Origin of the sequence: Streptomyces sp. NPDC045470 (genome assembly GCF_040646595.1) — a bacterium.
Classification (GTDB): Bacteria; Actinomycetota; Actinomycetes; order Streptomycetales; family Streptomycetaceae; genus Streptomyces.
The window spans coordinates 238,353-262,661 of record NZ_JBEZAN010000003.1; the positions used below are offsets into that span (position 1 = coordinate 238,353).

General features: G+C 72.8%; 19 protein-coding genes. 9 read left to right on the top strand and 10 right to left on the bottom strand.

The features are described from left to right. Positions 1-88 precede the first annotated feature (88 nt). From xylB to AB0A97_RS11455, 6 genes are all read left to right on the top strand, one after another. On the top strand, positions 89-1,552 hold the full coding sequence (xylB, locus tag AB0A97_RS11430; protein WP_361147804.1) for a xylulokinase: 1,464 nt from the start codon (positions 89-91) through the stop codon (positions 1,550-1,552). A gap of 107 nt (positions 1,553-1,659) precedes the next feature. Then, entirely contained in the window at positions 1,660-1,962 is a 303-nt protein-coding gene (locus tag AB0A97_RS11435; protein ID WP_361147806.1) for a hypothetical protein, read from the top strand. 420 nt (positions 1,963-2,382) lie between these two features. After that, a complete protein-coding gene (locus AB0A97_RS11440) occupies positions 2,383-3,792 on the top strand; it encodes a family 2B encapsulin nanocompartment shell protein (RefSeq protein ID WP_361147808.1) in 1,410 nt (469 codons plus the stop codon). A 96-nt stretch (positions 3,793-3,888) separates the two neighbouring features. Continuing rightward, positions 3,889-5,307 (top strand): family 2B encapsulin nanocompartment shell protein, encoded by a 1,419-nt coding sequence (locus AB0A97_RS11445; protein WP_361147810.1) that lies wholly within the window; start codon positions 3,889-3,891, stop codon positions 5,305-5,307. A 723-nt stretch (positions 5,308-6,030) separates the two neighbouring features. Further along, complete coding sequence (locus tag AB0A97_RS11450; RefSeq protein WP_361147812.1) at positions 6,031-6,573, top strand: hypothetical protein; 543 nt, start codon at positions 6,031-6,033, stop codon at positions 6,571-6,573. Positions 6,574-6,948: 375 nt separating this feature from the next. Beyond that, positions 6,949-8,184, top strand: a complete 1,236-nt coding sequence (locus AB0A97_RS11455) for a phosphodiester glycosidase family protein (protein ID WP_361147814.1) — start codon at positions 6,949-6,951, stop codon at positions 8,182-8,184. A 33-nt stretch (positions 8,185-8,217) separates the two neighbouring features. Here AB0A97_RS11455 and AB0A97_RS11460 read toward each other — a convergent pair whose 3' ends face one another. Next, on the bottom strand, positions 8,218-8,412 hold the full coding sequence (locus AB0A97_RS11460; RefSeq protein ID WP_361147816.1) for a hypothetical protein: 195 nt from the start codon (positions 8,410-8,412) through the stop codon (positions 8,218-8,220). 316 nt (positions 8,413-8,728) lie between these two features. Here AB0A97_RS11460 and AB0A97_RS11465 point away from each other — a divergent pair, with 316 nt between their 5' ends. Further along, on the top strand, positions 8,729-9,499 hold the full coding sequence (locus AB0A97_RS11465; RefSeq protein ID WP_361147818.1) for a YwiC-like family protein: 771 nt from the start codon (positions 8,729-8,731) through the stop codon (positions 9,497-9,499). Between the two features lie 60 nt (positions 9,500-9,559). Here AB0A97_RS11465 and AB0A97_RS11470 read toward each other — a convergent pair whose 3' ends face one another. The 4 genes from AB0A97_RS11470 to AB0A97_RS11485 all read right to left on the bottom strand — a co-directional run bounded on the left by AB0A97_RS11470 (position 9,560) and on the right by AB0A97_RS11485 (position 12,984). Next, complete coding sequence (locus AB0A97_RS11470) at positions 9,560-10,381, bottom strand: ABC transporter ATP-binding protein (RefSeq protein WP_361147820.1); 822 nt, start codon at positions 10,379-10,381, stop codon at positions 9,560-9,562. Next, positions 10,374-11,138 carry an ABC transporter permease gene (locus AB0A97_RS11475; RefSeq protein WP_361148760.1) on the bottom strand — a complete coding sequence of 255 codons (765 nt, stop codon included), beginning with the start codon at positions 11,136-11,138 and terminating at the stop codon, positions 10,374-10,376. The genes AB0A97_RS11470 and AB0A97_RS11475 overlap by 8 nt, the downstream gene beginning before the upstream one ends. A 77-nt stretch (positions 11,139-11,215) precedes the next feature. Then, positions 11,216-11,992 (bottom strand): ABC transporter permease, encoded by a 777-nt coding sequence (locus AB0A97_RS11480; RefSeq protein WP_361148762.1) that lies wholly within the window; start codon positions 11,990-11,992, stop codon positions 11,216-11,218. Positions 11,993-12,021: 29 nt separating this feature from the next. Continuing rightward, a complete protein-coding gene (locus tag AB0A97_RS11485) occupies positions 12,022-12,984 on the bottom strand; it encodes an ABC transporter substrate-binding protein (protein WP_361147822.1) in 963 nt (320 codons plus the stop codon). A 235-nt stretch (positions 12,985-13,219) separates the two neighbouring features. On the opposite strand from AB0A97_RS11485, the gene AB0A97_RS11490 reads away from it, so the two are divergent. Together AB0A97_RS11490 and lysX are read left to right on the top strand one after the other, a co-directional pair. Beyond that, positions 13,220-14,431: an Ig-like domain-containing protein gene (locus tag AB0A97_RS11490; protein ID WP_361147824.1), complete on the top strand. Its 1,212-nt coding sequence runs from the start codon at positions 13,220-13,222 to the stop codon at positions 14,429-14,431. A gap of 26 nt (positions 14,432-14,457) precedes the next feature. Next, the gene (gene lysX, locus AB0A97_RS11495; RefSeq protein WP_361147826.1) at positions 14,458-17,775 is read left to right on the top strand and encodes a bifunctional lysylphosphatidylglycerol synthetase/lysine--tRNA ligase LysX; all 3,318 of its coding nucleotides are present in this window, start codon (positions 14,458-14,460) and stop codon (positions 17,773-17,775) included. Positions 17,776-17,853: 78 nt separating this feature from the next. Here lysX and AB0A97_RS11500 read toward each other — a convergent pair whose 3' ends face one another. Genes AB0A97_RS11500 through AB0A97_RS11520 form a run of 5 tightly spaced genes read right to left on the bottom strand, consistent with a single transcriptional unit; the run spans position 17,854 to position 24,039 of the window. Next, complete coding sequence (locus AB0A97_RS11500) at positions 17,854-18,903, bottom strand: 2-hydroxyacid dehydrogenase (protein ID WP_361147827.1); 1,050 nt, start codon at positions 18,901-18,903, stop codon at positions 17,854-17,856. Between the two features lie 50 nt (positions 18,904-18,953). Then, positions 18,954-19,586, bottom strand: coding sequence for a histidine phosphatase family protein (locus AB0A97_RS11505; protein WP_361147829.1), 633 nt, complete (start codon positions 19,584-19,586; stop codon positions 18,954-18,956). Continuing rightward, positions 19,583-21,088, bottom strand: coding sequence for an FGGY family carbohydrate kinase (locus AB0A97_RS11510; RefSeq protein ID WP_361147831.1), 1,506 nt, complete (start codon positions 21,086-21,088; stop codon positions 19,583-19,585). The genes AB0A97_RS11505 and AB0A97_RS11510 overlap by 4 nt, the downstream gene beginning before the upstream one ends. Then, positions 21,081-22,670 carry an FGGY-family carbohydrate kinase gene (locus AB0A97_RS11515; RefSeq protein WP_361147833.1) on the bottom strand — a complete coding sequence of 530 codons (1,590 nt, stop codon included), beginning with the start codon at positions 22,668-22,670 and terminating at the stop codon, positions 21,081-21,083. The genes AB0A97_RS11510 and AB0A97_RS11515 overlap by 8 nt, the downstream gene beginning before the upstream one ends. Before the next feature lie 13 nt (positions 22,671-22,683). Beyond that, on the bottom strand, positions 22,684-24,039 hold the full coding sequence (locus AB0A97_RS11520) for an MFS transporter (protein ID WP_361147835.1): 1,356 nt from the start codon (positions 24,037-24,039) through the stop codon (positions 22,684-22,686). Positions 24,040-24,309 lie beyond the last annotated feature (270 nt).

The following is a 24,309-nucleotide window of genomic DNA, read 5'->3' on the forward strand; positions in this document are numbered from 1 at the left end:
GGCAGCACGCCGGGGAAGCCCCGGGACGGGCGGGGCGCCCGGCGTCGTCCGGCAGGGCGACGCCCGCGGTGCGAAGAGGGAGAACGCGATGGGTACACAGGCAGCGGGTCCGCTCGTCGTCGGCGTGGACAGCTCCACCCAGTCCACCAAGGCGCTCGTGGTGGACGCGGCGACCGGCGAGGTCGTGGCCCGCGGCCAGGCTCCGCACGTGGTCACCGGCGGTACGGCCGCCGACGGAGCGGACCTCGGCGGCGCGGGCAAGGAGAGCGACCCCGAACAGTGGTGGCGCGCGCTCGGCGAAACGCTGGACCAGTGCGGTGACGCCGCGCGGGAGGCGGCGGCCGTGTCCGTCGGCGGTCAGCAGCACGGCCTGGTCACCCTCGACGTGTCGGGGCGGCCGGTGCGTCCGGCGCTGCTCTGGAACGACGTACGGTCGGCGCCCCAGCACCGGCGCCTGCTGGCCGAGCACGGCGGACCGGCGGCGTGGGCGCGGCGGGTGGGCAGCGTGCCGCTGCCGGCGTTCACCGTGACGAAGTGGGCCTGGCTGCGGGAGAACGAGCCGGCGGCGGCCGACGCGACGGCCGCGGTGCGGCTGCCGCACGACTACCTCACCGAGCGCCTCGGCGGCGAGGCGGTCACCGACCGCGGCGACGCCTCCGGGACCGGCTGGTGGTCACCGGCCGACGAGGCGTACGACGAGGAGATCCTCGGGCACGTCGGCCTGGACCCGAAAGCACTGCCGCGGGTCGCGCGGCCGGGCGAGGCGGCGGGCACCGTACGGCCCGGTGAACTGCCACTGCCACAGGGCGCGCTGGTCGCCGCGGGCACCGGCGACAACATGGCGGCGGCGCTGGGGCTCGGGCTGCGCCCCGGGCAGCCCGTACTGAGCCTGGGGACGTCGGGCACGGTCTACGCGGTGTCCGCCCGGCGCCCGGCCGGCGATCCGACGGGTACGGTCGCCGGGTTCGCCGACGCGCGCGGGGACTGGCTGCCCCTGGCCTGCACCCTGAACTGCACGCTGGCCGTGGACCGTGTCGCGGCCCTGCTCGGGCTGGACCGGGAGGACGTCGAGCCCGGCGGGTCGGCGGTGATGCTGCCCTTCCTCGACGGTGAGCGCACGCCCGACCTGCCGCAGGCGTCCGGGCTGCTGCACGGCCTGCGGCACGACACGACACGCGGTCAGCTCCTCCAGGCGGCGTACGACGGTGCGGTGTTCGCGCTTCTCCAGGCGCTGGACCGGATCGTGGACGAGGACGTACCGGCCGACGCGCCGCTGCTGCTGATCGGTGGCGGCGCGCGCGGGAACGCGTGGCGGGACACCGTACGCCGTCTCTCGGGACGGCCGGTGGTGGTGCCGGAGGCCCGCGAGCTGGTCGCCCTGGGCGCGGCGGCGCAGGCGGCGGGGCTGCTGCTGGGCGAGGACCCGGCGGCGGTGGCACGGCGGTGGGGGACGGCACGCGGCGCCGAGTATCCGGCGGTGCCGTGCGACACGGCGGCGCGGGAGCGGCTGGCGGAGACGCTGGCGGCGGGCGGGCCGCTGCTGGGGGCCTGACCGGGGCATATTCCTCTCGGGCAAGCGGCCGCCGGAAATCCGCATCCGGAAAGCGGATTCGGACGGCGCCGTACCGCGAGCGCGGATGTTGTGATGGGGTGCCGGGCATGAGCATCTTTGTTCGTGCCCGGTTCGATGTCAGCGACCGCCGGCAGGACGGCACCGAGCGGAGTGCCACCGCTCTCCACGAGGCGGCCGGTCCGGAGCCGTGCGGCCCGACCTACCGCTGGTTCACCCTCCCCGCGCCCGGGGCCTACCTGGTGTTGGAGGAGTACGCCGATCCGGCCGCACCCGCGGCACCTCAGGAGCAGGCCGCCGGGCTGCTGACGAGCCTGGGCCGGTGCGCCGACATGGCGTTCGCCGAGATGTACGGGCCGCTCGGAGCCGGCCGGCCGGACGTCGCCGGCTGAGGCCCGCTCGGTCCACAGGGCCGACGAGCGCGGTCCCCGGCCGGTCGCACGCGGTACGACGACCGTGGCGCACCCTTACGGCCTCGATCCGGCCGCGGTGCGACTCGGCCGGTCCCGCACGGCCGCCTCGGGCCGCTTTCCTGCCGGGGAACGTTCCGCTCCGTCACCGCGTCGGCTTTCCGCCGTCACCGCGCCTTCCGCTGCCGCTGCGACGGAATCACCCCGGCACACTTTCCACCGACGGATTCCACTAAACCTGTCCATCTCCCTTATTTTTCATGCCACTCTTTTGAGTGATTGCCCAGATTAAAACAACACGTCTATGTTCAGTGCGGCGAGCGGCTCGGACCTCGTCTCACGGAACGGCCGTGGCTCCGGCCGCCGTCCGATTGTCAACTTCCCTAGATTGGTGGCGAAGCCGTGACGGTTACCGACGAGACAATTCCCGGCCCCGGAGGCGAGACACAGAATTCCAGCCTGACGACGGGCGCGGCACGCAACCTGGCGACGACCACCAAGACCGTCCCGCAGATGCAGGGCATCTCCTCGCGCTGGCTGCTGCGGCTGCTGCCCTGGGTGCAGGTCTCGGGCGGCACGTACCGCGTCAACCGGCGGCTGACCTACACCGTCGGCGACGGGCGCGTCGACTTCGCCGTCTCCGGCACCGAAGTATCGATCATCCCCGACGAACTCCGCGAACTTCCCGCCCTGCGCGACTTCACCGACAGCGAGGTGCTCGGCGCGCTCGGCGAGCGCTTCGTCCAGCACGAGTACGCACCCGGCGACGTGATCGCCGCGGCGGGCACGCCGGCCGACCGCCTGGTGCTCGTCGCCCACGGCCGGGTGGACCGGATCGGCGCCGGCAAATACGGCGACGAAACGGTTCTGGGCGCCCTGGCCGGGGGCGACCACCTCGGCGACGAGCTGCTCACCGACACCGCCGCGTCCTGGCAGTACACCTACCGCGCGGTGACCCGGGTGACCGTCATGGCACTGCCCCGGCAGGCCGCGCAGGAGGTCACGGACGGCTCCCCGCGGCTGCGCGAACACCTCGCGGCGGCCGGGACGGACACCGCGCCGCCGCGCAACGCCAGCGGCGAGTCGGCCATCGAGGTCGCCTCCGGCCACCACGGCGAACCGCGGGTACCCGGCACCTTCGCCGACTACGAACTCACACCGCGCGAGTACGAGCTGAGCGTCGCACAGACGGTGCTGCGGGCCCACACGCGGGTCGGCGACCTGTACAGCGACCCGATGAACCAGGTCGAGGAACAGCTTCGGCTGACCATCCAGGCGCTGCGCGAGCGCCAGGAACACGAGATGGTCAACAACCGCGAGTTCGGCCTGCTGCACAACGCCGACCTCACCCAGCGCGTCCGTACCCGCAGCGGCCCGCCCACCCCTGACGACCTGGACGAGCTGCTCGCGACGGTCTGGAAGGACCCGGCCTTCCTGCTCGCCCACCCCAAGGCCATCTCCGCCTTCGGCCGGCAGTGCAGCGCCCGCGGCCTGTACCCGACGGCGGTCGACTTCATGGGGCACTCGCTGCCCTCCTGGCGCGGCGTGCCCATCTTCCCGTGCAACAAGATTCCGGTCACCGCCGACGGCACCAGCTCCTTTCTGGTGATGCGCACCGGCGAAGAGAAGCAGGGTGTCGTCGGCCTGCATCAGACGGGAATTCCCGACGAATACGAACCGGGCCTCTCGGTCCGCTTCATGGGCGTCAACGACCAGGCGATCGCCAACTACCTGGTGAGCACCTACTACTCCGCCGCTGTGCTCGTGCCGGACGCGCTGGGAATTCTGGAAGACGTACAGACCGGCCAATGAACCACCGCGTTTCAGCCATGGCAAACCATTAAAGAAGCGTTTGCCGAGAAATGACGCACGACGCCGCACGACCGACAGGAACAGGTGAGACCCCCCATGACCACACCGGCGGACCCGACGTCCGGACCCGGCGCCACCCCGGACACCGACCAGGCGCGCACCAGCCTGGCGACAGCCGCGGCACGCAATCTGGCCACCACGACCAAGACCGTGCCGCAGATGCAGGGGATCTCCTCCCGCTGGCTGCTGCGCGTGCTGCCCTGGACCCAGGTCTCCGGCGGTACGTACCGCGTCAACCGGCGCCTGACCCACACCCTCGGGGACGGCCGGGTCGAGTTCACCAGCACCGGTTCCGACGTCCGGGTCATCCCCGCGGAGCTGCGGGAGCTGCCGCCGCTGCGCGACTTCGACGACCCGTCGGCGCTGGAGGCGCTGGCCGACCGGTTCGTCCAGGAGGAGCACGCGCCCGGCGACGTACTGGCCGAGCGGGGAGCGCCGGCCGACCGGGTCGTGCTGATCGCGCACGGCAAGCTGAACCGGATCGGCGCCGGCAAGTACGGTGACGAAACGGTCCTGGGCGTGCTCGCGGACGGCGACCACCTGGGCGAGGCGGCGCTGCTGTCGCCGGACGCGACCTGGGAGCACTCGGTACGGGCCGTGACACGGGTGACCGTACTGACGCTGCCCCGCAGCGAGTACGAACAGCTCGCGGACCGCTCCCCCGCGCTGCGCGACCACCTGGAGCGCTTCCGCACGGCCCAGGTCCCGCCGCAGAACAAGCACGGCGAGGCGGCCATCGACGTCACCTCGGGCCATGCCGGCGAGCCCGCGCTGCCGGGCACCTTCGTCGACTACGAGCTGGCGCCGCGGGAGTACGAACTGAGCGTCGCGCAGACCGTGCTGAAGATCCACACCCGGGTCGCCGACCTCTACAACGACCCGATGAACCAACTGGACCAGCAGTTGCGGCTGACCATCGAGGCGCTGCGCGAGCGCCAGGAGCACGAGATGGTCAACAACCGCGAGTTCGGCCTGCTGCACAACGCCGACCTCAAGCAGCGCATCCACACCCGCAGCGGCCCGCCCACCCCCGACGACCTGGACGAACTGATCTCGCGGCGCCGCAAGACCCAGTACCTGCTGGCGCACCCGCGCACCATCGCGGCGATCGGCCGGGAGTGGAACGCCCGCGGCATCTACCCCACCGGCATGGAGATCGGCGGCACGGCCGTCCGCGCCTGGCGCGGCATCCCGCTGCTGCCGTGCAACAAGATCCCGATCAATCCCGACCAGACCAGCTCGGTCATCGCCATGCGGGTGGGCGAGGAGAACCAGGGCGTGGTGGGGCTGCACCAGACGGGCATCCCGGACGAGTACCAGCCCGGCCTGTCGGTCCGCTTCATGGGGATCAACGAACAGGCGGTCATCAACTACCTGGTCAGCGCCTACTATTCGGCGGCCGTACTGGTGCCGGACGCGCTGGGCGTCCTGGAGGACGTGGAGATCGGGCACTAGGCCGCACGCCACCCGCCGGCACCGGCCCGCGCCCCAGCCGGCAACAGACCGCGCCTCGGGCCGGCCGGACCGCAGCTCCGGCCGGCCGCCGCCCGCTGCTCCCGCACCCATGGCCGATGGCGCCGGAGCAGCGGGCGGAGCGCGTGTGCCTCCAGCCGGGCCGCGCCGGTGCGGCCCGGCTTCGCGGACCGCTCCGCGACCCGTGCACCGGGGCGGGAACCATGCTGTACGGCGGGCCGTTGACCATGTGTCGGCAGAGGCTGCGGGGCCTGCGGCGCCCTGAGCCGCGTCGTGCGCCGCCCCGGGGCGGCTGCTTCACGCCAGGCCGGGCGTCGCCAGGCGCGTACCGGTACGCGGACACGGCCTGGCCGGAAACGGGACACGGCAGCCGCTCGACGCCGCCGGTGTCCGCGGGCGCGCGGACACCGGCGCCTCCGACGGGCCATCACGCGCCGCCGCACGCGCCCGCCCTACCGCTGCCTCTCCGCCCGGCCGTACCCGCCGGCCTCTCTCGGCGCGCCGCCCGACGGACCTCGCCGGGCGGCTCACGGTCCTCGCGACGACCGGAAGGAACCGGGCGGCCCTCTGCACCCGATTCCGGCCGCTTCGCGCAATTCCGGCCGCGTGGAGTCCATTTGGGAGGTGGCCCGACCTTTTCGGTCGAAAGAACAGGTTCTCCCGGAACCACCCCGAAGAGCGGATCACGCCTTACGCTCCCTGGTCATGCGCAGAACAATGAGCAGCTTCAGCAGGGCCGGTCTCGCCGCCCTCCTCGCCCTCGTCGTCTCCGTCCTCGGCCTGGCCGGCGCCTCCCCGGCGTCCGCCGCCGACACCCCGACGCTCGCCTTCACCGTGGACAAGACGCAGGCCACCCCCGGCTCGGACGTCACCGTGACCATGACGTTCACCAACACCGGCACCGCCGACGTGCGGTTCGTGTGGCAGTCGTTCCAGCCCACGTGGGAGACCTCGTCCGCGAGCGGCCTGAAGTACACCTGGAAGACCTGTACTGCCGACCCCGGCGTGACCTGCACCGCCGGCCAGGGCGCCTCCTACGCCGTGCCGATCGCCCCCGGCGCCACCCGTACGGTCACCATGACCTACACCATCGGCGCCGACTCCTCCTGCGGCTACCCGGACGTCGCCTTCTACTCCTACATCTACACCGAGTTCGCCGGTGGCCAGCCCGCCAAGGACGGCACCTACTTCACCCCCGCCACCCGCGTGATCTGCCCGGCCACTCCCCCGGCGGGCGCACAGGCCTGACCGGGCCGCACCACCCGCGCGTTCCGCACGGCAGGACCGCCTTCCCTCAAGGGCACCGCACCGGCGCGGCCCCGCACGCGTTCCGTCCCCTTCCGTCCCCGTCAGCTTCCCGCTCCGCCGGTCCAGGGCCGTGGCCACGCCCCTGGAGCGGTGGAGCGGTTCCTGCGTCCGGGGGACAGAGGGAACAGAGATGACACGAGGTACGCAAGTGGCGAAGGCGCACACCACGCGTCCCGGCCACGCAGGCGGGCCCACGTACCCGGGTGGCGGAGGCGACACGACGGCCGTACGGCGGTTGTACGGTTTTCCGACACCTCCGGGCCATAGTGGGCTCCTCGTACCCGTGAGACCGTTACCGCGACGTCTGGGGGGATCGTGAAGAATCGATTCGTTCGTGCACGGGCGGTGCTGACGGCGCTCACGGCGTGGGGCGTGCTGGCCGGGAGCGGAGTGGCCTCCGGGGCCACCGCGCAGGACGGCGCCGCCCGGTCGGGACGCGCGGTCCGCGTCGCGCCCGGAGTGACGTACCGCGCCTTCGACATCGCGGTGGGACGCGGCACCGCGCACGGCCACCTCCTGACGGTGGATCTGACCGACCGGCGTGTCGCGGTGGACCTGCTGTACCCCGGCGTGGTCGGCGCGCGGGCCCCGGTCTCCCGGCTGGCCGACGCGCGGTCCGCGGTGGCCGCCGTCAACGCGGACTTCTTCAACATCAGCGAGACCCAGCATCCCGGTGTGGAGACGACCGGCGCCCCCGTGGGCCCGGCCATCGCCTCCGGGCGGCATCTCAAAGCGGCGGTGCCCGACGGCCAGCGCTTCGGCCCCGCCCTGCCGCCCGGGACGAACACCGAGGACGTCATCGGCGTGGGCTTCGACCGCCGCGCGCGGCTGGACCGGCTGTCCCTGCGCGGCGCCGTCCTGACCTCGACGGGCGCGCTCCCCCTGAAGGGCCTGAACCAGTACGCGCTGCCGGTGAACGGCATCGGCGCGTTCACGTCCCGGTGGGGCCCCACCTCGCGGATCCGGGCGACCTGCGGCACGGACACCGACCGGGCCGCGCCGTGCAGCACGGAGACGTACGAGCTGACGGTCCGGCAGGGCCGGGTGACGGAAGCCGCGCGGGTGCCCGGCCGGGGCGGCATCCCCCGCGGGACGACGACGCTGGTCGGCCGGGAGGAGGGCGCCCGGCAACTGCGCAAGCTGCACGTCGGCGACCGGGTACGGGTCGGGCACGCCCTGACCGGGAGACGGCCCGCACCGCTGCGCTTCGCCGTCGGCGGCTTCCCGATCGTCCGCGGCGACGAGCCGCTGGCCGGCCTGGACACCGTCACCCCGGCCGTACGGACCGCCGCCGGCGTCGGCGCGGGCGGGCACCGGCTGTTGCTGCTGACCCTGGACGGCGCGCCGGGGCGGGCCGGGATGACGGTACGCGAACTGGCCGACCTCATGGACCGGCTGGGCTCCCGGGACGCCGTCAACCTGGACGGCGGCGGCTCCTCGACATGCGTCACGCGCGAGCCGGGCAGTCCCGGCTCGACCGTGCGCAACCATCCGTCGGCGGGCGCGGAACGACCGGTCCCGAACGCCATCGGCGTGTTCACCCGGGGGTGAGAGCCGGCGGCTCCGGGCCGCACGGCGGCGCGCTCAGGGGCGGACGCTGCTGACCACGTCCGCCGCGCCGGACAGCCCGTTGTGGATGTCGGGCGCCAGGCTGCTGCCCGCCAGATAGAAACCGAGCAGCATACAGACGAGGGCGTGCGTGAATTTCAGCCGTCCGCTGCGCAGGAAGACGATGGTCAGCACGACGAGCAGCACGACGATCGAGATCGAAACAGCCACGACAGAACCTCCTCACCCCGCCGCCCGAACGGACGACAACGGCCGCCAGTGTGGCCCATTCCGCCGCTTTTCCCGCGTCTTCGCGGGTGCGCCATACAGGTGATCACTACGGGTCACCGGCAGGAGTGGGCGCGACCGGCCGCATTTCCCGGGCCGGGCCGGGCGGAAAACCAGGAGGGATTCCGGGAGCGGGAATCCGGACGGAAAGGGCCGACGAGGCCGGGGACGTACGGAAAGGGACCGCCCCGCCGCGCGGGACCTTGGTCCCGGACCTCCGGCCGCCCGAACCGGCTTGCACACCGCCTATATTCGTGGGATGAGCACATCGCCGGGACGGCGCGCCCTCCGCCGCTGGATACCGAACCAGCACGGCGCCTGGGCCATGCTCGTCGTGCCCTTTCTGGCGGGGGCGCTGCTGGGCGGGTTCGACGGGTGGCACGCCGTCCTGCTGCCCGCGTGGCTGCTGGCCTACTGTGCCGCGTTCCACGCCCAGCAATTCGTCCGGCTGCGCCGCCTGTCCCGTAATCCACGGGCGCCGCGCCGCCATCTCGCGCCGCTCACCGGATTCGGCGCGGCTTTCACCGTATGTGCCGTACCGCTCGCGGTGGCGCATCCCTGGCTGCTGATCGCGGCTTGTTGCGCGGCGCCCTTCTTCGCGGTGAACGTCGGTTACGCGTACCGCAACAAGGAACGCGCGACAGTCAACGGAATCGCGGCCGTGGTGCCCGCCTGCGGAATGCTGCTGGTGTCGTACCGGCTGGGCAGTGGCACCGTCGATTCCCGTGCCTGGCAGGCCGCCGCGGCCTGTCTGCTGTATTTCACCGGGACCGTGCTCTACGTGAAAACGATGATTCGCGAGCGCGGGAGCGAGACCTTCCGCGTGGCGTCGGCCGTCTATCACGGGCTCGCGGTGGTGGCCGCCGTCTCGCTGGACCCGTGGCTGGCGGTGCCTTTCGTGCTGTTCTTCGTACGGGCGATGGCGCTGCCCACGCGCCGGATACGGATCGCGGTGGTCGGTGCCGTGGAGGTGCTGTGCTCGGTGCTGCTGCTGGCCTTCGTCGTGTGCGGCCGGCTGTTTGCCTGCTGAGGGCGGACGGCCCGTCCGGGGCCTTGCCGAGGGCCCACGGTCCGGGTTGCCCGCCGGGCCCTACGGCCCTGACTGCTCCGCCGCCCGGACCGGAGCGTCCTGATCCACCCCTGCCGCCGCGCCGTTCTTCGCCTGCTTGATCTGGGCGTAGACATGGGCGCGCAGCTCGGCGAAGCGCGGGGCGGAGCGGGTGGTGATCTGGTCGCGGGCGGCCGGCAGGTCGATCGGGAGGTCCTCCTGGACGACGGTGGGCGCCGAGGACAGGACGATCACCCGCCGCCCCAGGTACACCGCCTCGTCGATGTCGTGGGTGACCAGCAGCGTCGTCACTCCCAGCCGTCGCCACAGGGTGAGCAGCAGGTCCTCCAGCTCCGCCCGGGTCTGTGCGTCGACGGCGGCGAACGGCTCGTCCATCAGGAGGACCTGCGGCTCGTACGCGATGGCGCGGGCGATGGCGACGCGCTGCTGCATGCCGCCGGAGAGCTGCCACGGGTGGGCCACCGCGGCGCCCGCGAGGCCGACGGCGGACAGGGCCTCCTCGACCAGTTCGCGGCGGCGTGGCGCGGGCACCTTCTTCTCGCGCAGCGGAAGTTCGACGTTCTTGCGCACGGTCATCCAGGGGAAGAGGCTGCGCCCGTACTCCTGGAAGACGACGGCCATGCCGGGCGGCGGGCCGGTGACGCGGCGGCCCGCGACCCGCACCTCGCCGGTGGTCGGCGACAGCAGCCCGGCGAGGCACTTGAGCAGGGTCGTCTTGCCGCAGCCGGAGGGCCCCACGACGCACACCAGGTCGCCGTCGGCCACCCGGAAGTCGATCTTCCGTAGCGCCTCGACACCGCCACGCCCCTCGTAGACCTTGCCCAGCCCGGTGATCTCAAGCATGCCGTCCCCGCTCCTCGCCGCGCGCCAAGTGCCACGCCAGTATGCGGCGTTCGACGGCCCGGAAGGCGACCGAGAGACCGAATCCGAGCAGTCCGAGGACGACGATGCCGCTCCACATCTCCGGTATGGCGAAGCCCCGCTGGAAGAGGACGACGGTGTGGCCGAGGCCGGAGGTGCTGGCGAACATCTCCCCGATGACCATGAGGATGATGCCGATCGACAGGGCCTGCCGCAGGCCCGCCATGATCTGCGGGCCGGCGGCGGGCAGCACGAGGTGGCGCAGCCGGGCGGCCCCGCGCAGCCCGAAGCAGCGGCCGGTGTCGTCGAGCACCTCGTCCACGGCGCGGACGCCCTCGACGGTGTTGAGCAGCACGGGCCACACACAGCCGGAGACGATGACCAGGACCTTCATCGCGGTGTCCAGTCCCGCGAGCAGCATGATGAGCGGGACGAGGACGGGCGGCGGTACGGCGCGGAAGAACTCCAGTACGGGTTCGGCGGCGGCCCGCAGGGTGCGCGAGGAGCCTATGGCGACGCCGAGGCCGACGCCCAGCAGGCCCGCGAGGGCGTAGCCGGTGAGCAGCCGGCCCACGCTGGGCAGGACGTCCTCGGTGATCCGCGCCGAGAACCACACCTTCGCGAAGGCGGTGGCGACCCGGCCGGGTGTCGGCAGGTAGAAGGTGGGGCTGGCGGAGCTGTAGGCCCACCAGCCGAGGATCAGCAGGACCGGCAGGCCCAGGACGCGCAGCAGGCGCAGGCCCACGCGCCGCAGCGGCCCGGCAGGACGCTCGCGTGCCGCGCTCCCCCCCTCGTCCCGCCCCGTACGCGCCGTGCTCACCGTGCCGCCTCGCCCCGCACGGACGGGTGCCAGGCGAGCACCCGGCGCTCCACGGCCCGTACCGCCGTGTTCACGGTGACCCCGACCAGCCCGGCCAGCACGATCAGCGCGTAGACCTCGGTGACCGCGCCGCCGGACTGGGCGAGCTGGATGCGCAGCCCCAGCCCGGGGCTGCCGATGACCAGTTCGGCGGTGACGGCGAGGATGAAGGCCACCGCGGCGGCCAGCCGCAGGCCGGTCAGCACGTACGGCAGGGCCGTCGGCCACACGAGGTGGCGCAGGTGGGCCCAGCGGCCGAGGCGGTAGCTGCGGGCGGTCTCGCGGGCGACCGGGTCCACGTCGGCGACGCCGTACAGCACCTGGATGAGCACCTGCCAGAAGGAGGCGTAGACGACGAGGAGGAGGGTGGATCCGGTCTCGGCGCCGAAGAGGAGGGTGGCCAGCGGGATCAGGGCCACGGACGGGATGGGCCGCAGGAACTCGATGGTCGAGGCGGTGGCAGCGCGCAGCCCCGGTACGGCGTCGATGAGGACGCCGAGGGCGACGGCCAGGCAGCAGGCGATGGCGAGGCCGAGCGCCCAGGAGCGCAGGGTCTCGCCGAGCGCGGTCCACAGGGTCGCGTCGCCCAGTTCGGTGGCGAGGCGGCGCAGGACGGCGGTGGCGGGCGGCAGGTGGCGGGGGTCGACGAGGCCGAGCCGGGGCACCGCCTCGGCCACGGCGAAGAGACAGGCCAGGCCCACGAGGCCGAGACCGGCGGCGCGTGGCGCGCTCAGCGGCGCCCCGGCGCGTGCGCCTCGGCGGGTCACGGCAGCAGCGCGCCGACGTCGGCGGGCCGTGAGAGGACACCGTCCTTGCGGGCGAAGTCGGCGATGGCCTGCACGGACGGGCGGTTGATCTCGGTGGGCCACTTGGGCAGCACGATCCGCCGGATGACCGCGGGCGGGATCCTGGTGTATTTGCCGAGTTCCTCGCGTACCGCCTCGGGGTGCGCCCGGGCGTGCGCCAGCGCCCGGTTGATCGCGGCGGTGAAGCGCTTGACCAGGTCCGGTTTCTCGCGGAGCAGTTTCTCGCTGGTGAAGTACATGGCGACGGTGAGGTTGTCGGTGGCTTCGGCGAAGGGCCAGCACACCTCGTGGGCGCCCTGGTCGATGGCCTGCGTCTGGAAGGGCTCCACGGTCCAGATGGCGTCCACCCGCCCGGCGGCGAGGGCGGCGGGCATGTCGGTGAGCGGGATCTCGGTGAATTCCAGCTTCTCGGGGTCGCCGCCGGCCCGGCGCACGGCGGCGCGGATCGTGGTGTCGCCGATGTTCTTCAGCTGGTTGACGGCGATCTTGTGGCCGGGCAGGTCCTTGGCCGACTTGATGGCGCTGCCCTTGGGCACGAGGACGGCGCTGTAGTCCTTGCCGGGGCCGGTCTGCCCGGTGGAGGCCACCCCGCCGGCCACCGCCTTCAGGGGCAGCCCCTGCTCACGGGCGGTGAGCAGGGTGGTGGTGTTGCTGAAGCCGAAATCGAACTGGCCGCTGACGACCCCGGAGGAGCTGTACGCGCCGCCCTGGACCGCCGTGATCTTCGCGTCGATGCCCTGCTCGGCGAAGAACCCGAGCGACCGGGCGAGGTGGACCGGTGCGGTGTCGACGATGGAGAGCGCGCCGATCTCGATGCGGTCCCGGCCGTCGCCGCCCGGTCCGGATCCGTCGTTCCCGCACGCCGTGAGGGTGAGGAGAAGTGCTGCTGCTGCCGCCGCGGCGGCCCGTAAGCGATACACGCGGGAACCGTAGGGGCGGGCGGTGCCGTCGTCAACGGTGCAGGGGCGACGGGTCGGGAGGGAGCCGGCGAGGCGGCACAGCGCAGACGCGGACCACGGACCACGCCGGCGTGCGGGCGCGACGCCCGCCGGTGGCGTGATGTGTCGTGTATCACGTCACGCACCGCAACGAAATACCGGTGGTTCGCGTCTTAGCGGCCGACATCCGCCGGACCGCTGCACAGAAAGCCCTTAGATGACCCCTGCCCCCGTCCCGCACCGCCGCCGCACGCCGCGCCGTGCGCGGGCCGTGCTGGCCCTGGTGCCCCTGTTCGGCATCGGTGCGCTGACCGCCTGCGGAGGCCCCGCGGCGTCCGCGTCCAAGGGCGCTCCGGTACGGGTGTCGCTGAGCGCGGCCAACGGTGTGAAGACGGTGCAGGCCGGGGACAAGCTTCAGGTCAGCGCGGAGGGCGGCCACCTGGTCAAGGTCGTCGTGACCGACCCGAAGGGCCGTCGGCTGGCCGGCGGGCTGGGCGACGGCGGCCGGGTGTGGACCTCCCACGAGCCGACCGTCCCGGACACCAGGTACTCGGTCGCGGCCGAGGCCCGGAACGCGCAGGGCGGCACGAACACGGTCAAGGAGTCGCTGACCACCGCCCAGGCCGACAAGCTGAACAAGCTCGTGCTGAGCCCCGGCTCGCAGGGCGCCACCGTCGGCGTGGCGCAGCCCGTCTCGATCACCTTCGACTTCCCGGTGACCGACAAGGCCGCCGTGGAGCGGCACCTGAAGGTCACCACCGACAACGGCACGACCGGTGCGTGGGGCTGGGTCAAGGACTTCTCCGGCAAGGACCGGGTGGACTGGCGGCCAAAGGAGTACTGGCGGCCGGGCACCAAGGTCGGGCTGCGCGCCGGTCTGAACGGCGTGGACTCCGGCGGCGGCCGCTACTTCGCCAAGGACTACGACCTGAACTTCACCATCGGCGACAGCCATGTGATCACGGTCGACCTGGACAGCAAGCGCCTGACGTTCACCGAGAACGGAAAGGAGGTGAAGAACATCCCCTTCTCCGCCGGCCGGCCGGACCCGCGGCACTCCACCTGGACAGGCATCTTCCCGCTCATGGCGAAGGAGGGCACGATCACCATGAACTCCGGGACCGTGGGGCTGGGCGACGCGTACGAGAAGACGGTCCGCGACGCCATGAAGCTCACCAGCTCCGGCACCTACGCGCACGCGGCGCCGTGGAACGCCGGCAAGGTGGGCCGGGTGAACGACAGTTCCGGCTGCATCGGGCTGACCGACGCCGACGCCGACTGGCTTTACTCCAAGGTCCGCGTCGGTGACCCGTTCGAGGTCACCGGTTCCTCCGAACGAGGGAGGGCGGCCGAGAACAACGGACTCGGGGACTGGATGGTCGACTGGCCCCAGTGGCAGAAGAAGAGCGCCCTTCCATCGAGCAGCTGACCCCTTACAGAGCCTAGTGTGACGGAATGAGCACCGTGCAGGACCAGGACCAAATAACGGCGTGGGCGCGTTTTCGCCGCCGCGTGCCCAACGGCTTTGCCATCTTCTTCAGCCTTCTGGGGCTGTTCTGCGCCGTCACGGCGCTGATCGGGCCGCTGCGACGCGCCCTCAAACCGGTCATCCAATGGCTGGACACCCTGACCATCGTGGTCGAACCGAACCTCGCGTACGCGGTCTTCCTCTCCCTGCTGGCCGCGGCCCTGACCGCGCGCAAACGGGTCGCCCTGTGGTTCGCCGTCGTCTACATGGTGCTGGTGACCCTGACCGACGCGATCTTCGTGATCGACGGCTACCCGGAGTACTACTTCTCCCTGGTGCTGTGCACGGCCGCGCTGGTCCTGCTGCTGGTCGCGCGCCGCGAGTTCTACGCGATCACCCGCCGCGGCGCGTTCTGGCGCGCCGCCGGGGTGCTGGTCGCGGGCCTGGTCGTCTCGATCCTCGTCGGCTGGGGCCTGGTGTCGCTGTTCCCGGGCAGCCTGGAGCGCGGCGCCGACAGCCGGCTGCTGTGGGCGGCCGACCGGGTCTGCGGCGGTCTGCTCAGCAACCACCAGTTCCACGGCCACCCGCCGCACTGGATCATCTTCCTGCTCGGCCTGTTCGGCGCGGTGGCGCTGCTGAACGCGGCCCGGGTGCTCTTCCGGTCGCAGCGCATGGAGGCCGCGCTCCACGGTGACGAGGAGACCCGTATCCGGGCGCTGCTGGCCCGTTACGGCGGCCGGGACTCGCTCGGCTACTTCGCCACCCGCCGGGACAAGGCCGTGGTCTTCTCCCCCAGCGGCAAGGCCGCCGTCACCTACCGTGTGGAGGCCGGCGTCTGCCTGGCCAGCGGTGACCCGGTCGGTGACCGCGAGGCGTGGGGCCCGGCCATCGAGGAGTGGCTCAAGGTCGCCGGACGCTACGGCTGGCAGCCCGCCGTCATGGGCGCCAGCGAGGACGGCGCCAAGGCGTTCGCGCGCAGCGGTCTGAGCGCGCTGCAGCTCGGCGACGAGGCGATCCTGCACGTCAAGGACTTCGACCTGGACGGCCGCGAGATGCGGGTGACGCGCCAGGCCGTCAACCGCGTCGAGCGCACCGGCGCCACCTTCCGGGTCCGCCGGCACTCCGAGCTGTCCGACGCGGAGATGCAGGAGGTCATCCACCGGGCGGACGCCTGGCGCGACACCGAGACCGAGCGCGGCTTCTCGATGGCGCTGGACCGGCTCGGCGACCCCGAGGACGGCGACTGCCTGCTGGCCGAGGCGTTCGACGGCGACGGCAACATGATGGCCCTGCTGTCGTTCGTACCGTGGGGCAAGGACGGCATCTCGCTGGACGTGATGCGCCGCGACCGCAGCGCGCCCAACGGCGTGATGGAGTACATGGTCGCCCAGTTGTGCGCGCACGCCGGACAGATCGGTGTCCGCCGGATCTCGCTGAACTTCGCGGTCTTCCGCTCCGCCTTCGAGGAGGGCGCCCGGATCGGCGCCGGTCCGGTGCTGAAGGTGTGGCGCAAGCTGCTGCTGTTCTTCTCCAAGTGGTGGCAGCTGGAAGCGCTGTACCGCTCCAACGCCAAGTACGCGCCCGAGTGGTACCCGCGCTTCCTGTGCTACGCGGACACCGGCGCCCTGGCCCGTATCGGCCTGGCCTCCGGCATCGCCGAGGGCTTCGTGGCCGTACCGAGCCTGGGCAAGCTGTGGGGCAAGGGCCACAAGAAGCGGGTGCTCGCCCCCGCCAGCACCGCCGACCTGCCGTCCCTGGACGAGCTGGGCCTGGTGGAGAAGCCCCCGGCGAGCGAGGAGGAGCTGCGCGAGCGGGAGCTGGCGGCGCTGCCGGAGCAGGTCCGCATCCGGCACCGCAAGCTGGAGCGGCTGCGTACGGAGGGCACCGACCCGTACCCGGTCGGTGTGGAGCGCACCCACACGCTCGGTGCCGTCCGCGAGGAGCACCCGGACCTGGAGTCCGGTACGCACACCGGCAAGGTCGTACGGATCGCCGGCCGGGTGCTGCTCACCCGTGACCACGGCGGTGTGCTGTTCGCCGTGCTGCGCGACTGGTCGGGCGACCTCCAGATCGTGCTGACCCGTGAGGGCACCGGCGCCGAGGAGCTGGCGCGGTTCGCCGGCGACATCGACCTGGGCGACCACATCGAGGCCGAGGGCGAGGTCGGCGCGAGCGACCGCGGTGAGCTGACGGTCTTCGTCACCCACTGGCGGCTGACGGCCAAGTGCCTGCGTCCGCTGCCCGACAAGCGGCGCGGCCTGACCGACCCGGAGGCCAAGGTCCGCCAGCGCTACGTGGACCTGGTCGTCTCGCCGGACTCACGGGACAACCTGCGGGCCCGCAGCACCGCGGTGCAGGCGCTGCGCCAGGGCCTGATCGAGCGCGGCTACCTCGAAGTCGAGACGCCGATGCTCCAGCAGATCCACGGCGGCGCCAACGCGCGTCCCTTCCAGACCCACATCAACGCCTACGACCTCGATCTGTACCTGCGCATCGCGCCCGAGCTGTACCTGAAGCGGCTGTGCGTGGGCGGTATGGAGAAGGTCTTCGAGATGGGACGCACGTTCCGCAACGAGGGCATCTCCTACAAGCACAACCCCGAGTTCACGATGCTGGAGGCGTACCAGGCGTTCGCCGACTACGACGTGATGCTCGACCTGACCCGCGAGCTGATCCAGGGCGCCGCCGTCTCCGCCTTCGGCAGCGCCACCGCCCGCAAGGCGGACGCGAACGGCAAGCTCGTCGAGCACGACATCTCGGGCATCTGGCCGGTCAAGACGGTGTACGGCGCGATCTCCGAGGCGCTGGGCGAGGAGGTCGACGCGGACACGAATCCGGACGTGCTGCGCCGCCTGTGCCAGCGGTCCGGGGTGCCGGTGAAGCCCGAGATGGGCCGCGGTGACGTCGTCCTGGAGATGTACGAGCGGCTGGTCGAGGAGAAGACCACGCTGCCCACCTTCTACAAGGACTTCCCCACCGACGTCTCGCCGCTGACCCGCCAGCACCGCAAGGACCCGCGGCTCGCCGAGCGCTGGGACCTGGTCGCCTTCGGCACGGAGCTGGGCACCGCCTACTCCGAGCTGACCGACCCGGTCGAGCAGCGCCGCCGGCTGACCGCCCAGTCGCTGCTGGCGGCGGGCGGCGACCCGGAGGCGATGGAACTGGACGAGGACTTCCTCCAGGCCCTCGAATACGCCATGCCGCCGACCGGTGGTCTGGGCATCGGCGTGGACCGGCTGGTCATGTTCCTCACCGGTCTGTCGATCCGCGAGACGCTGCCGTTCCCGCTGGTCCGGCGCCGGTAGGCACCTACGGATGAAGGGCCGTCCCCACCTGGGGGCGGCCCTTCGTCGTACCGGGAGGCTCGTACCGGAAGGGCCCGGTCAGCCGCCCAGCACCGCCGGATTGGCGCAGTGCGCGAGCGGCTCCCCGCGCAGGAAGCGGGCGGCCTCGGCGGCGACGATGCGGGCCGCCCTGTGCGCGACCTGGCGGCTGCCGCCCGCGATGTGCGGGGTCAGTACGACGCCGGGCGCGGCGAGCAGGCGGGAGCCCGCCGGGACCGGCTCCTCGGGGAAGACGTCGAAGCCGGCGCCCCTGAGCTGCCCGGACTCCAGCGCGTCGCAGACCGCGTCGTAGTCCACGAGGGCGCCACGGGCGCAGTTGACCAGGACCGAGCCGTGCGGCATGGCGGCGAGCTGCGCACGGCCGATCATGCCGCGGGTCTCCTCGGTGAGACGGGCGTGCAGGGAGACGATGCGGGAGCGGCGCAGCAGGTCGTCCAGGCCGACCTGTTCGGCGACGCCGGCCAGTGCCTCGGGGGCGGCGTACGGGTCGTGGACGAGGACGTGCGCGCCCATGGCGGCCAGCACCTTGGCGACCCGGCTGCCGATCGCCCCGTACCCGACCAGGCCCACGGTGGTGCCCTCGATCTCGATGCCGCACATGTCGTAGTCGTAGTAGTCACCGCGCCAGATGCCCTGGCGCAGGTCGGTGTGGGTGTCGCCGACGCCGCGGGCGGCGGCGAGGAGCAGGGTCAGGGTGTGCTCGGCGGTGGCGGTGGCGTTGCGGCCGGGGGCGTAGCAGACGGCGACGCCGTGCCGGGTGGCGGCGTCCAGGTTGGCGTTGACCGGCCCGCCGCGGCCGACGCAGAACAGTTCCAGGTCCGGGCAGTGGGCGAGGATGCGCTCGGTGAGGGCGGCGTGTTCGGTGACGCAGATCCGGACGCCCTGGAGCGCCTCGATGAGCTGGTCCTCCGTACCGGACGCCTCGTCGACCTCGGCGACCTTGCCGAGCGGGGTGTGCGGCCAGGGCAGTCGCAGCTCCCGGATCTGCCCGGCGGTCACCGTGCCGCCGGTGGCCTCGGTGACCGCCTCGGTGAGCAGGCTCGGGAGGATGAAGTGGTTGCCGGCGGCGAGGACGGTGGGGCTGCTCATGGGGGTGTTTCTCCTGGGTGTGCGATGTCGGCGTACGTACGGACGGCGGGTCAGCGCGGAGCGGTGGCGACCGGCGCAGGCGTGGCGGGGGCGTTGAGACGCAGCAGTGCGGCCCGGCCGTCCCGGAGGCGCAGTTCGGTCAGTGCGCCGTTGAGGAGTTGCGGGAAGACCCGCCGGTAGTCGGTGAGCGGGATGCCCAGCAGGTGGCAGAGGAGGACCCGGACGAGGGTGGAGTGGGCGACGACCAGGACCCGGCCGTCCGGGTGGGCGCGGGCGATGTCGGCGAGGCAGTCGGCGGCGCGCAGGGCGGCGGCGCGGGGGTCCTCGCCCCCGGGCAGGTGGTGGCCGACCGGGTCGGCGAGGAACGCCTCCAGCGCGTCCGGGAAGCGGCGGCGCATCTCGGCCTTGGTCAGGCCCTCACCGCGGCCGAAGTCCACTTCGTAGAGGCGTGCGTCGACGTGCGGGGTCAGGCCGCAGGCCGCGGCGGCGGGCGCTGCGGTGCACCGGGCGCGGGACAGCGGGGAGCACCAGACGGCGTCCAGGCGGGCGGTGGCGGCCCAGTCGGCGAGGGCCGCCGCCTGCTCCTCACCGCGTCCGGTCAGTGCCACGTCGGTGAGGCCGGCGTAGCGGTTCTCGGCATGCCATTCGGTCTCGCCGTGGCGTACGAGGATGAGGTCGGTCACGGTGCGGCCCTCCTGCGGGCGTGGTCGGCCACGGTCTGGTCGAGCCAGCCACGGCGGGTCAGTTCGTCGAGGAAGCGGAGGTAGGCGGGGAGCAGGCGGGCGGTACGGGCCGGGTCGGGCGTGACCGGCGCGCCGGTGCGGACCATGGCGGCGGCGGCCTCCTGGAGGGAGACGCCGCCGGAGGTGGCGGCGAGCACGGCCATGCCGAGCGCGCCTTCGGCCTGTTCGGGCAGGTGGACGGGGCGGCCGAGCAGGTCGGCGCGGAGCTGCGACCAGTAGGCGTTGCGGGCGCCGCCGCCGGTGAAGGTGAGCGGTCCGTCGACGGGGGCGCCGAGGTGGTCGAGGTAGTCGAAGCAGAGGCGTTCGACGCAGGCGACGCCGAGCAGGCAGGCGTGGAACTCCTGGGCGCGGGTGGGGGCATCGCCGAGGGTGAACGGTTCGGCGTCGGGCGCGCGGAAGGGGAAGCGCTCGCCGCCCGCCGACACGAGGGGGTAGGTGATCGCGTCCCAGTCCCGGCCTTCGCGCGCGGCCTGTGCGGTGAGCGCGTCGAGGTCGTCGCCGTGCTCCGGGGTGAAGTGCCGGGCGAGGACGCCCGCGCCGGAGCTGGAGGCGCCGCCGGGCAGCCAGTTCTCGTCCGGTCCGCGGTGGCAGTAGACGACGCCGTGCGGATCGCGGATCAGGTGCGGGCTGGTGCCCTTGAGGACGAGGGTGGTGCCGAGCACGGCGTTCCAGGCGCCGGGGGCGAGGGCGCCGGCGCCGATCTGGGCGGCGCAGCCGTCGGTCATCCCGGCGACGACGGTGGTGCCTTCGGGAATGCCGGTGGCCGCGGCGGCCGCCGCGCAGACCGTGCCGAGGACGGTTCCGGGCCGTACGACCTGCGGCAGGACCCGTTCGGGCACACCGAGCCGGGTGAGTTCGGCGGCAGGCCAGCGCTCCTCCGTGAGGTGGTAGCCGGTCTTGAGGGCGTGGCTGGCGTCGGACGGGACCTGGTGGCCGGTCAGCCGCCAGGTGACGAGGTCGGGCTGGTGCAGCAGCCGGGCCCGCTCGCCGAGGCCGGGGTCCTGTCGTAGCAGCCAGAGCAGTTTGGGCAGGGCCCAGGAGGGCTGCATGGTGCGGTAGCCGAGGTCCTGCCACACCCCTCCCCCGGCCTCGTTGACGGCTTCCGCCTGGTCGGCGGCGCGCCCGTCGTCGTACATGAGGCCGGGGGTGAGCGGGGTGCCGTCGGCGTCGGCGAGGAGGACCGTACCGGAGGTGGCGTCGAGCGCCAGGCCGCGCACCCGGGCCGGGTCGATTCCGGCGAGGGCCGCGCGGCAGGCGGCGGACAGGGCGCTCCACCACTGCTCGGGGTCCTGCTCGTGGCGCCTGCCGTCGCGGTGGCTGGTCAGCGGCCGGGAGGCGGCGGCGAGCAGTTGTCCGGTCCCGTCGACGGCGACGCAGCGGGCGCTCTGCGTGCCGAGGTCGAGGCCGAGCCAGACGGCGTCGGCGGTCAGGGCGTCAGACACGGTGGGGGGCTCCTCGGTCGGGGTGTCCGGGTGGTGCGGGTATGGGGTGCGGCCGGTCGGGGACCCGGTCGGTGCGGTGAGTGCTCCGGCCGGATCCGGGACGCCAGCCCGCCTCGCGGGCGAGGTCGCGCCAGTGCAGGAAGTCCGCGTACAGCTCGGCGTACCGGGCGGTGCGCTCCGGGTCGGGCTCCCAGCTCGTCCGCATCCGTACGTACTTGGTGGCGGCGCTGTGCATGCTGGACTCGGCCCCGGACAGCACCAGGCCGGTGAGGAAGGCGCCCTTGGCGCCGAGTTCGGTGTCGCCGGAGCGGGCGGTCGGTACGCCCGTCGCGTCCGCGATGAGCGCGCACCACGCGTCGCTGTTGGCGCCGCCGCCGCACAGGCGCAGTTCGGTGACGTGCGTGCGGGAGGCGGCCAGCGAGTCACGGAGGACGAGCGAGAGGCCGTCGAAGACCGCGCGGGCCAGGTCGGCGCGGGTGTGTTCCAGGGACAGGCCCCAGAATCCGCCGCGGGCGTGTCCGTCGAGGAACGGGGCTCGCTCGCCCGCCGGGGAGAGGTACGGCAGGAACATCAGGCCGTTCGCGCCCGGCTCGGACTCGAAGGCGAGCCGCGACAGTTCCGGCGGTCCGGACAGGTGCAGGGTGCGGGCGGCCCAGCCGAGCACCTCGGCGCCGTTGAGGGTCGGGAAGGCGCGCAGGACGCGCTCGCGGCCGCGGTAGGCGATGGTGATGCCGGACGGTTCGCCGGTGGTGTCCACGGTCGTACGGACGATCTCGGTGCACAGGGTGGTGCCGAGGATGCTGCACGCCTGGCCGGGGTTGACCACGCCGACGCCGCGCGCGGTGGCGGCGATGTCGTACGGTGCCATGACGACCGGGAGGCCGGCGGGCAGTCCGAGCTGTCCGGCCGCCTCGGCGGTGATCTCGGCGATCCGCTCGTGCTCGCCGAGCACCTTCGGCAGCAGCCGCTCGTACGCGGTCAGGCCGAAGAGGCCGATCAGGTACGGGTCGTACGCGCCGGTGGCGTGGTCGAGGAAGGGCGCCGAGGCGTCCGACTCGTCGACGGCCGTGACGCCGGTCAGCCGCAGGAAGAGCCAGCCCGCCGCGGTGAGCGAGGCGTGCGAGCGGGCGAGCCGGTCCGGGTCGTGCCCGGCCAGCCACGCGAAGATCGCGTTGGGCATTCCGGCGCAGGTCAGCGAGCCGTTGCGGCGGAACGCGGCCGCCAGGACGCCGTCCCGCTGCCACTGGCCGACGAGGTCGCCCGCCCGGCCGTCGGACCACAGGATCGCGGGTCCGGTGGGGCGGCCGCGGTCGTCGACGAGCCAGGCGCCGTCCCCCTGGGCGGTGAAGGAGACCAGCCATACGGGGTCGGCCGGGCCGGGGCGGCCGGCGAGTTCGGACAGGGCGTTGCGGACGGTGCAGACGACGGCGTTCCAGACGGCGTCCATGTCCTGTTCGGCGCGGCCCGGGTGCGGGCGGAGCACTTCGGTGGCGAGCCGGGAGACCGCGATCTCGCGGCCCCGGTCGTCGAAGACCACGGACTTGATCATCGTGGTGCCGACGTCGATGGTCAGTACGGACATCAGGTGCGTCCTCTCACGCCGGTGCGGAGGCGGACGGCGCGGCGGGCGCGGCGGCGGTGGCCGCGCCGGCCGGCGCCGTGTCCGGCTCGTCCGGCAGCTTCAGGAAGACGGTGAGCACGGTACTGACCGCGTACATCCCCGCGAAGATCCAGACCACCCCTTCGACGCCGAACGGTCCGGCGAAGACCGCGACGACGGCCGGGCCGACGAAGGTGCTGGCGCCCGCGCCCAGGTTGAGCGCCGCCAGTGCCTGGCCCTGGTGGCGCGGCTCCAGCGAGGGCATCAGTGCCGAAATCGGGACGTACCCTGCCAGCGTAGCGCCGTAGAACGCGGCGACCACCAGGGCGAGGCCGAAGTGGGCGCCCGCCGCCTGCGGTACGTAGAACAGCAGCAGGGTGCTGACGGTGCAGCCCGCGCCGCCGCACCAGGCGATGGTCCGGCGCCAGCCGAACCGGTCGCCGATCATCCCGCACAGCAGATTCGCGACGATGTTGGTCGCGAACATCGCGCTGAGCAGGTGCAGCCACTGGGTGAGGCTGAAGCCGACGGTCCGGGTGAAGTGCACCGGCAGGATGACGAAGAACCCGAACTGCGAGGCCGTGTTGACGGTCCGTACGAGCGCGCCGGTGCCGACCCGGGGGTTGCGCCACAGGATCGTGACGCTGCCGAGCAGGGTGGCCAGCGGGCCGTCACCCTCGGAGCGTGGCCGCGGGCCGCCGCGGTCGTCGCGGACCAGCAGCAGCGCGATCAGTCCGCCGACGGCGACCAGTACGAGGGCGGCCCACAGGGTGGCGTACGCGCCGATGTGCGGGATGAGGCCACTGGCGACCAGCGAGCCGAGGGTGGGCAGGCCGCCGGTGAACGCGAACCAGAACCAGCCCATGGCGGTGCTGAGCCGCGCCCGCGGCGCGACCCCGGCGATCCAGACGAGGAACCCGTACGCGAACAGCGGATAGCCCAGGCCGCGCAGGCCGTAGCCCAGCATCATCAGGGGATAGCTGCCCAGCGGTACGGCCACGGCGAGGAAGACGGCCTGGAAGGCGCCCCAGATGGCGAGGCCGGTCCACATGACGCGGCGCGGGCCCCACAGTTCGGACAGCACACCGGAGAGCCAGGCGGCGACGCCCGCCGCGATGCCGTAGACGGTGAACAGCAGCGCCACCCGGGGCTCCGGGACCCCCTGGTCGATCAGGTACGGCGAGAGATAACCGGACTCGACACCGTCGCCGATCATGAACAGCAGCAGGCCCAGATAGCCCCAGGCCAGGGTCGGCGGTATGCCCAGGCGGACGGCCGCCCGGGCGATCGGCGGGCGCGGGAGAGGGCTCGGGAAAGGGCTCGGGAAAGGGCTCGGGAGAGGGTTCTTCATCGAATCTCCCCTTTCTACGGCGGCAGGCGGTGGCAGGGGGCCTGCGGAGCGGACGGAGCCGATGCAACAGTCCGGCCGAAACCAGCGTCAATGGTGGCCGGAAATCTTCGCACCGGGCCGGTGGCCTGCCGTGTTGCGTCCCGCCGGAGCCGCCGGTGCGGGCCGTGCCCGTCGCGCGCGCCACGTTAAATCCGTGCGAACATAACGCGGCGAATTCACACGGCGTACGGTGAACGCCGCGCGCCACGGCATCCCGTACGGCCATCCCGT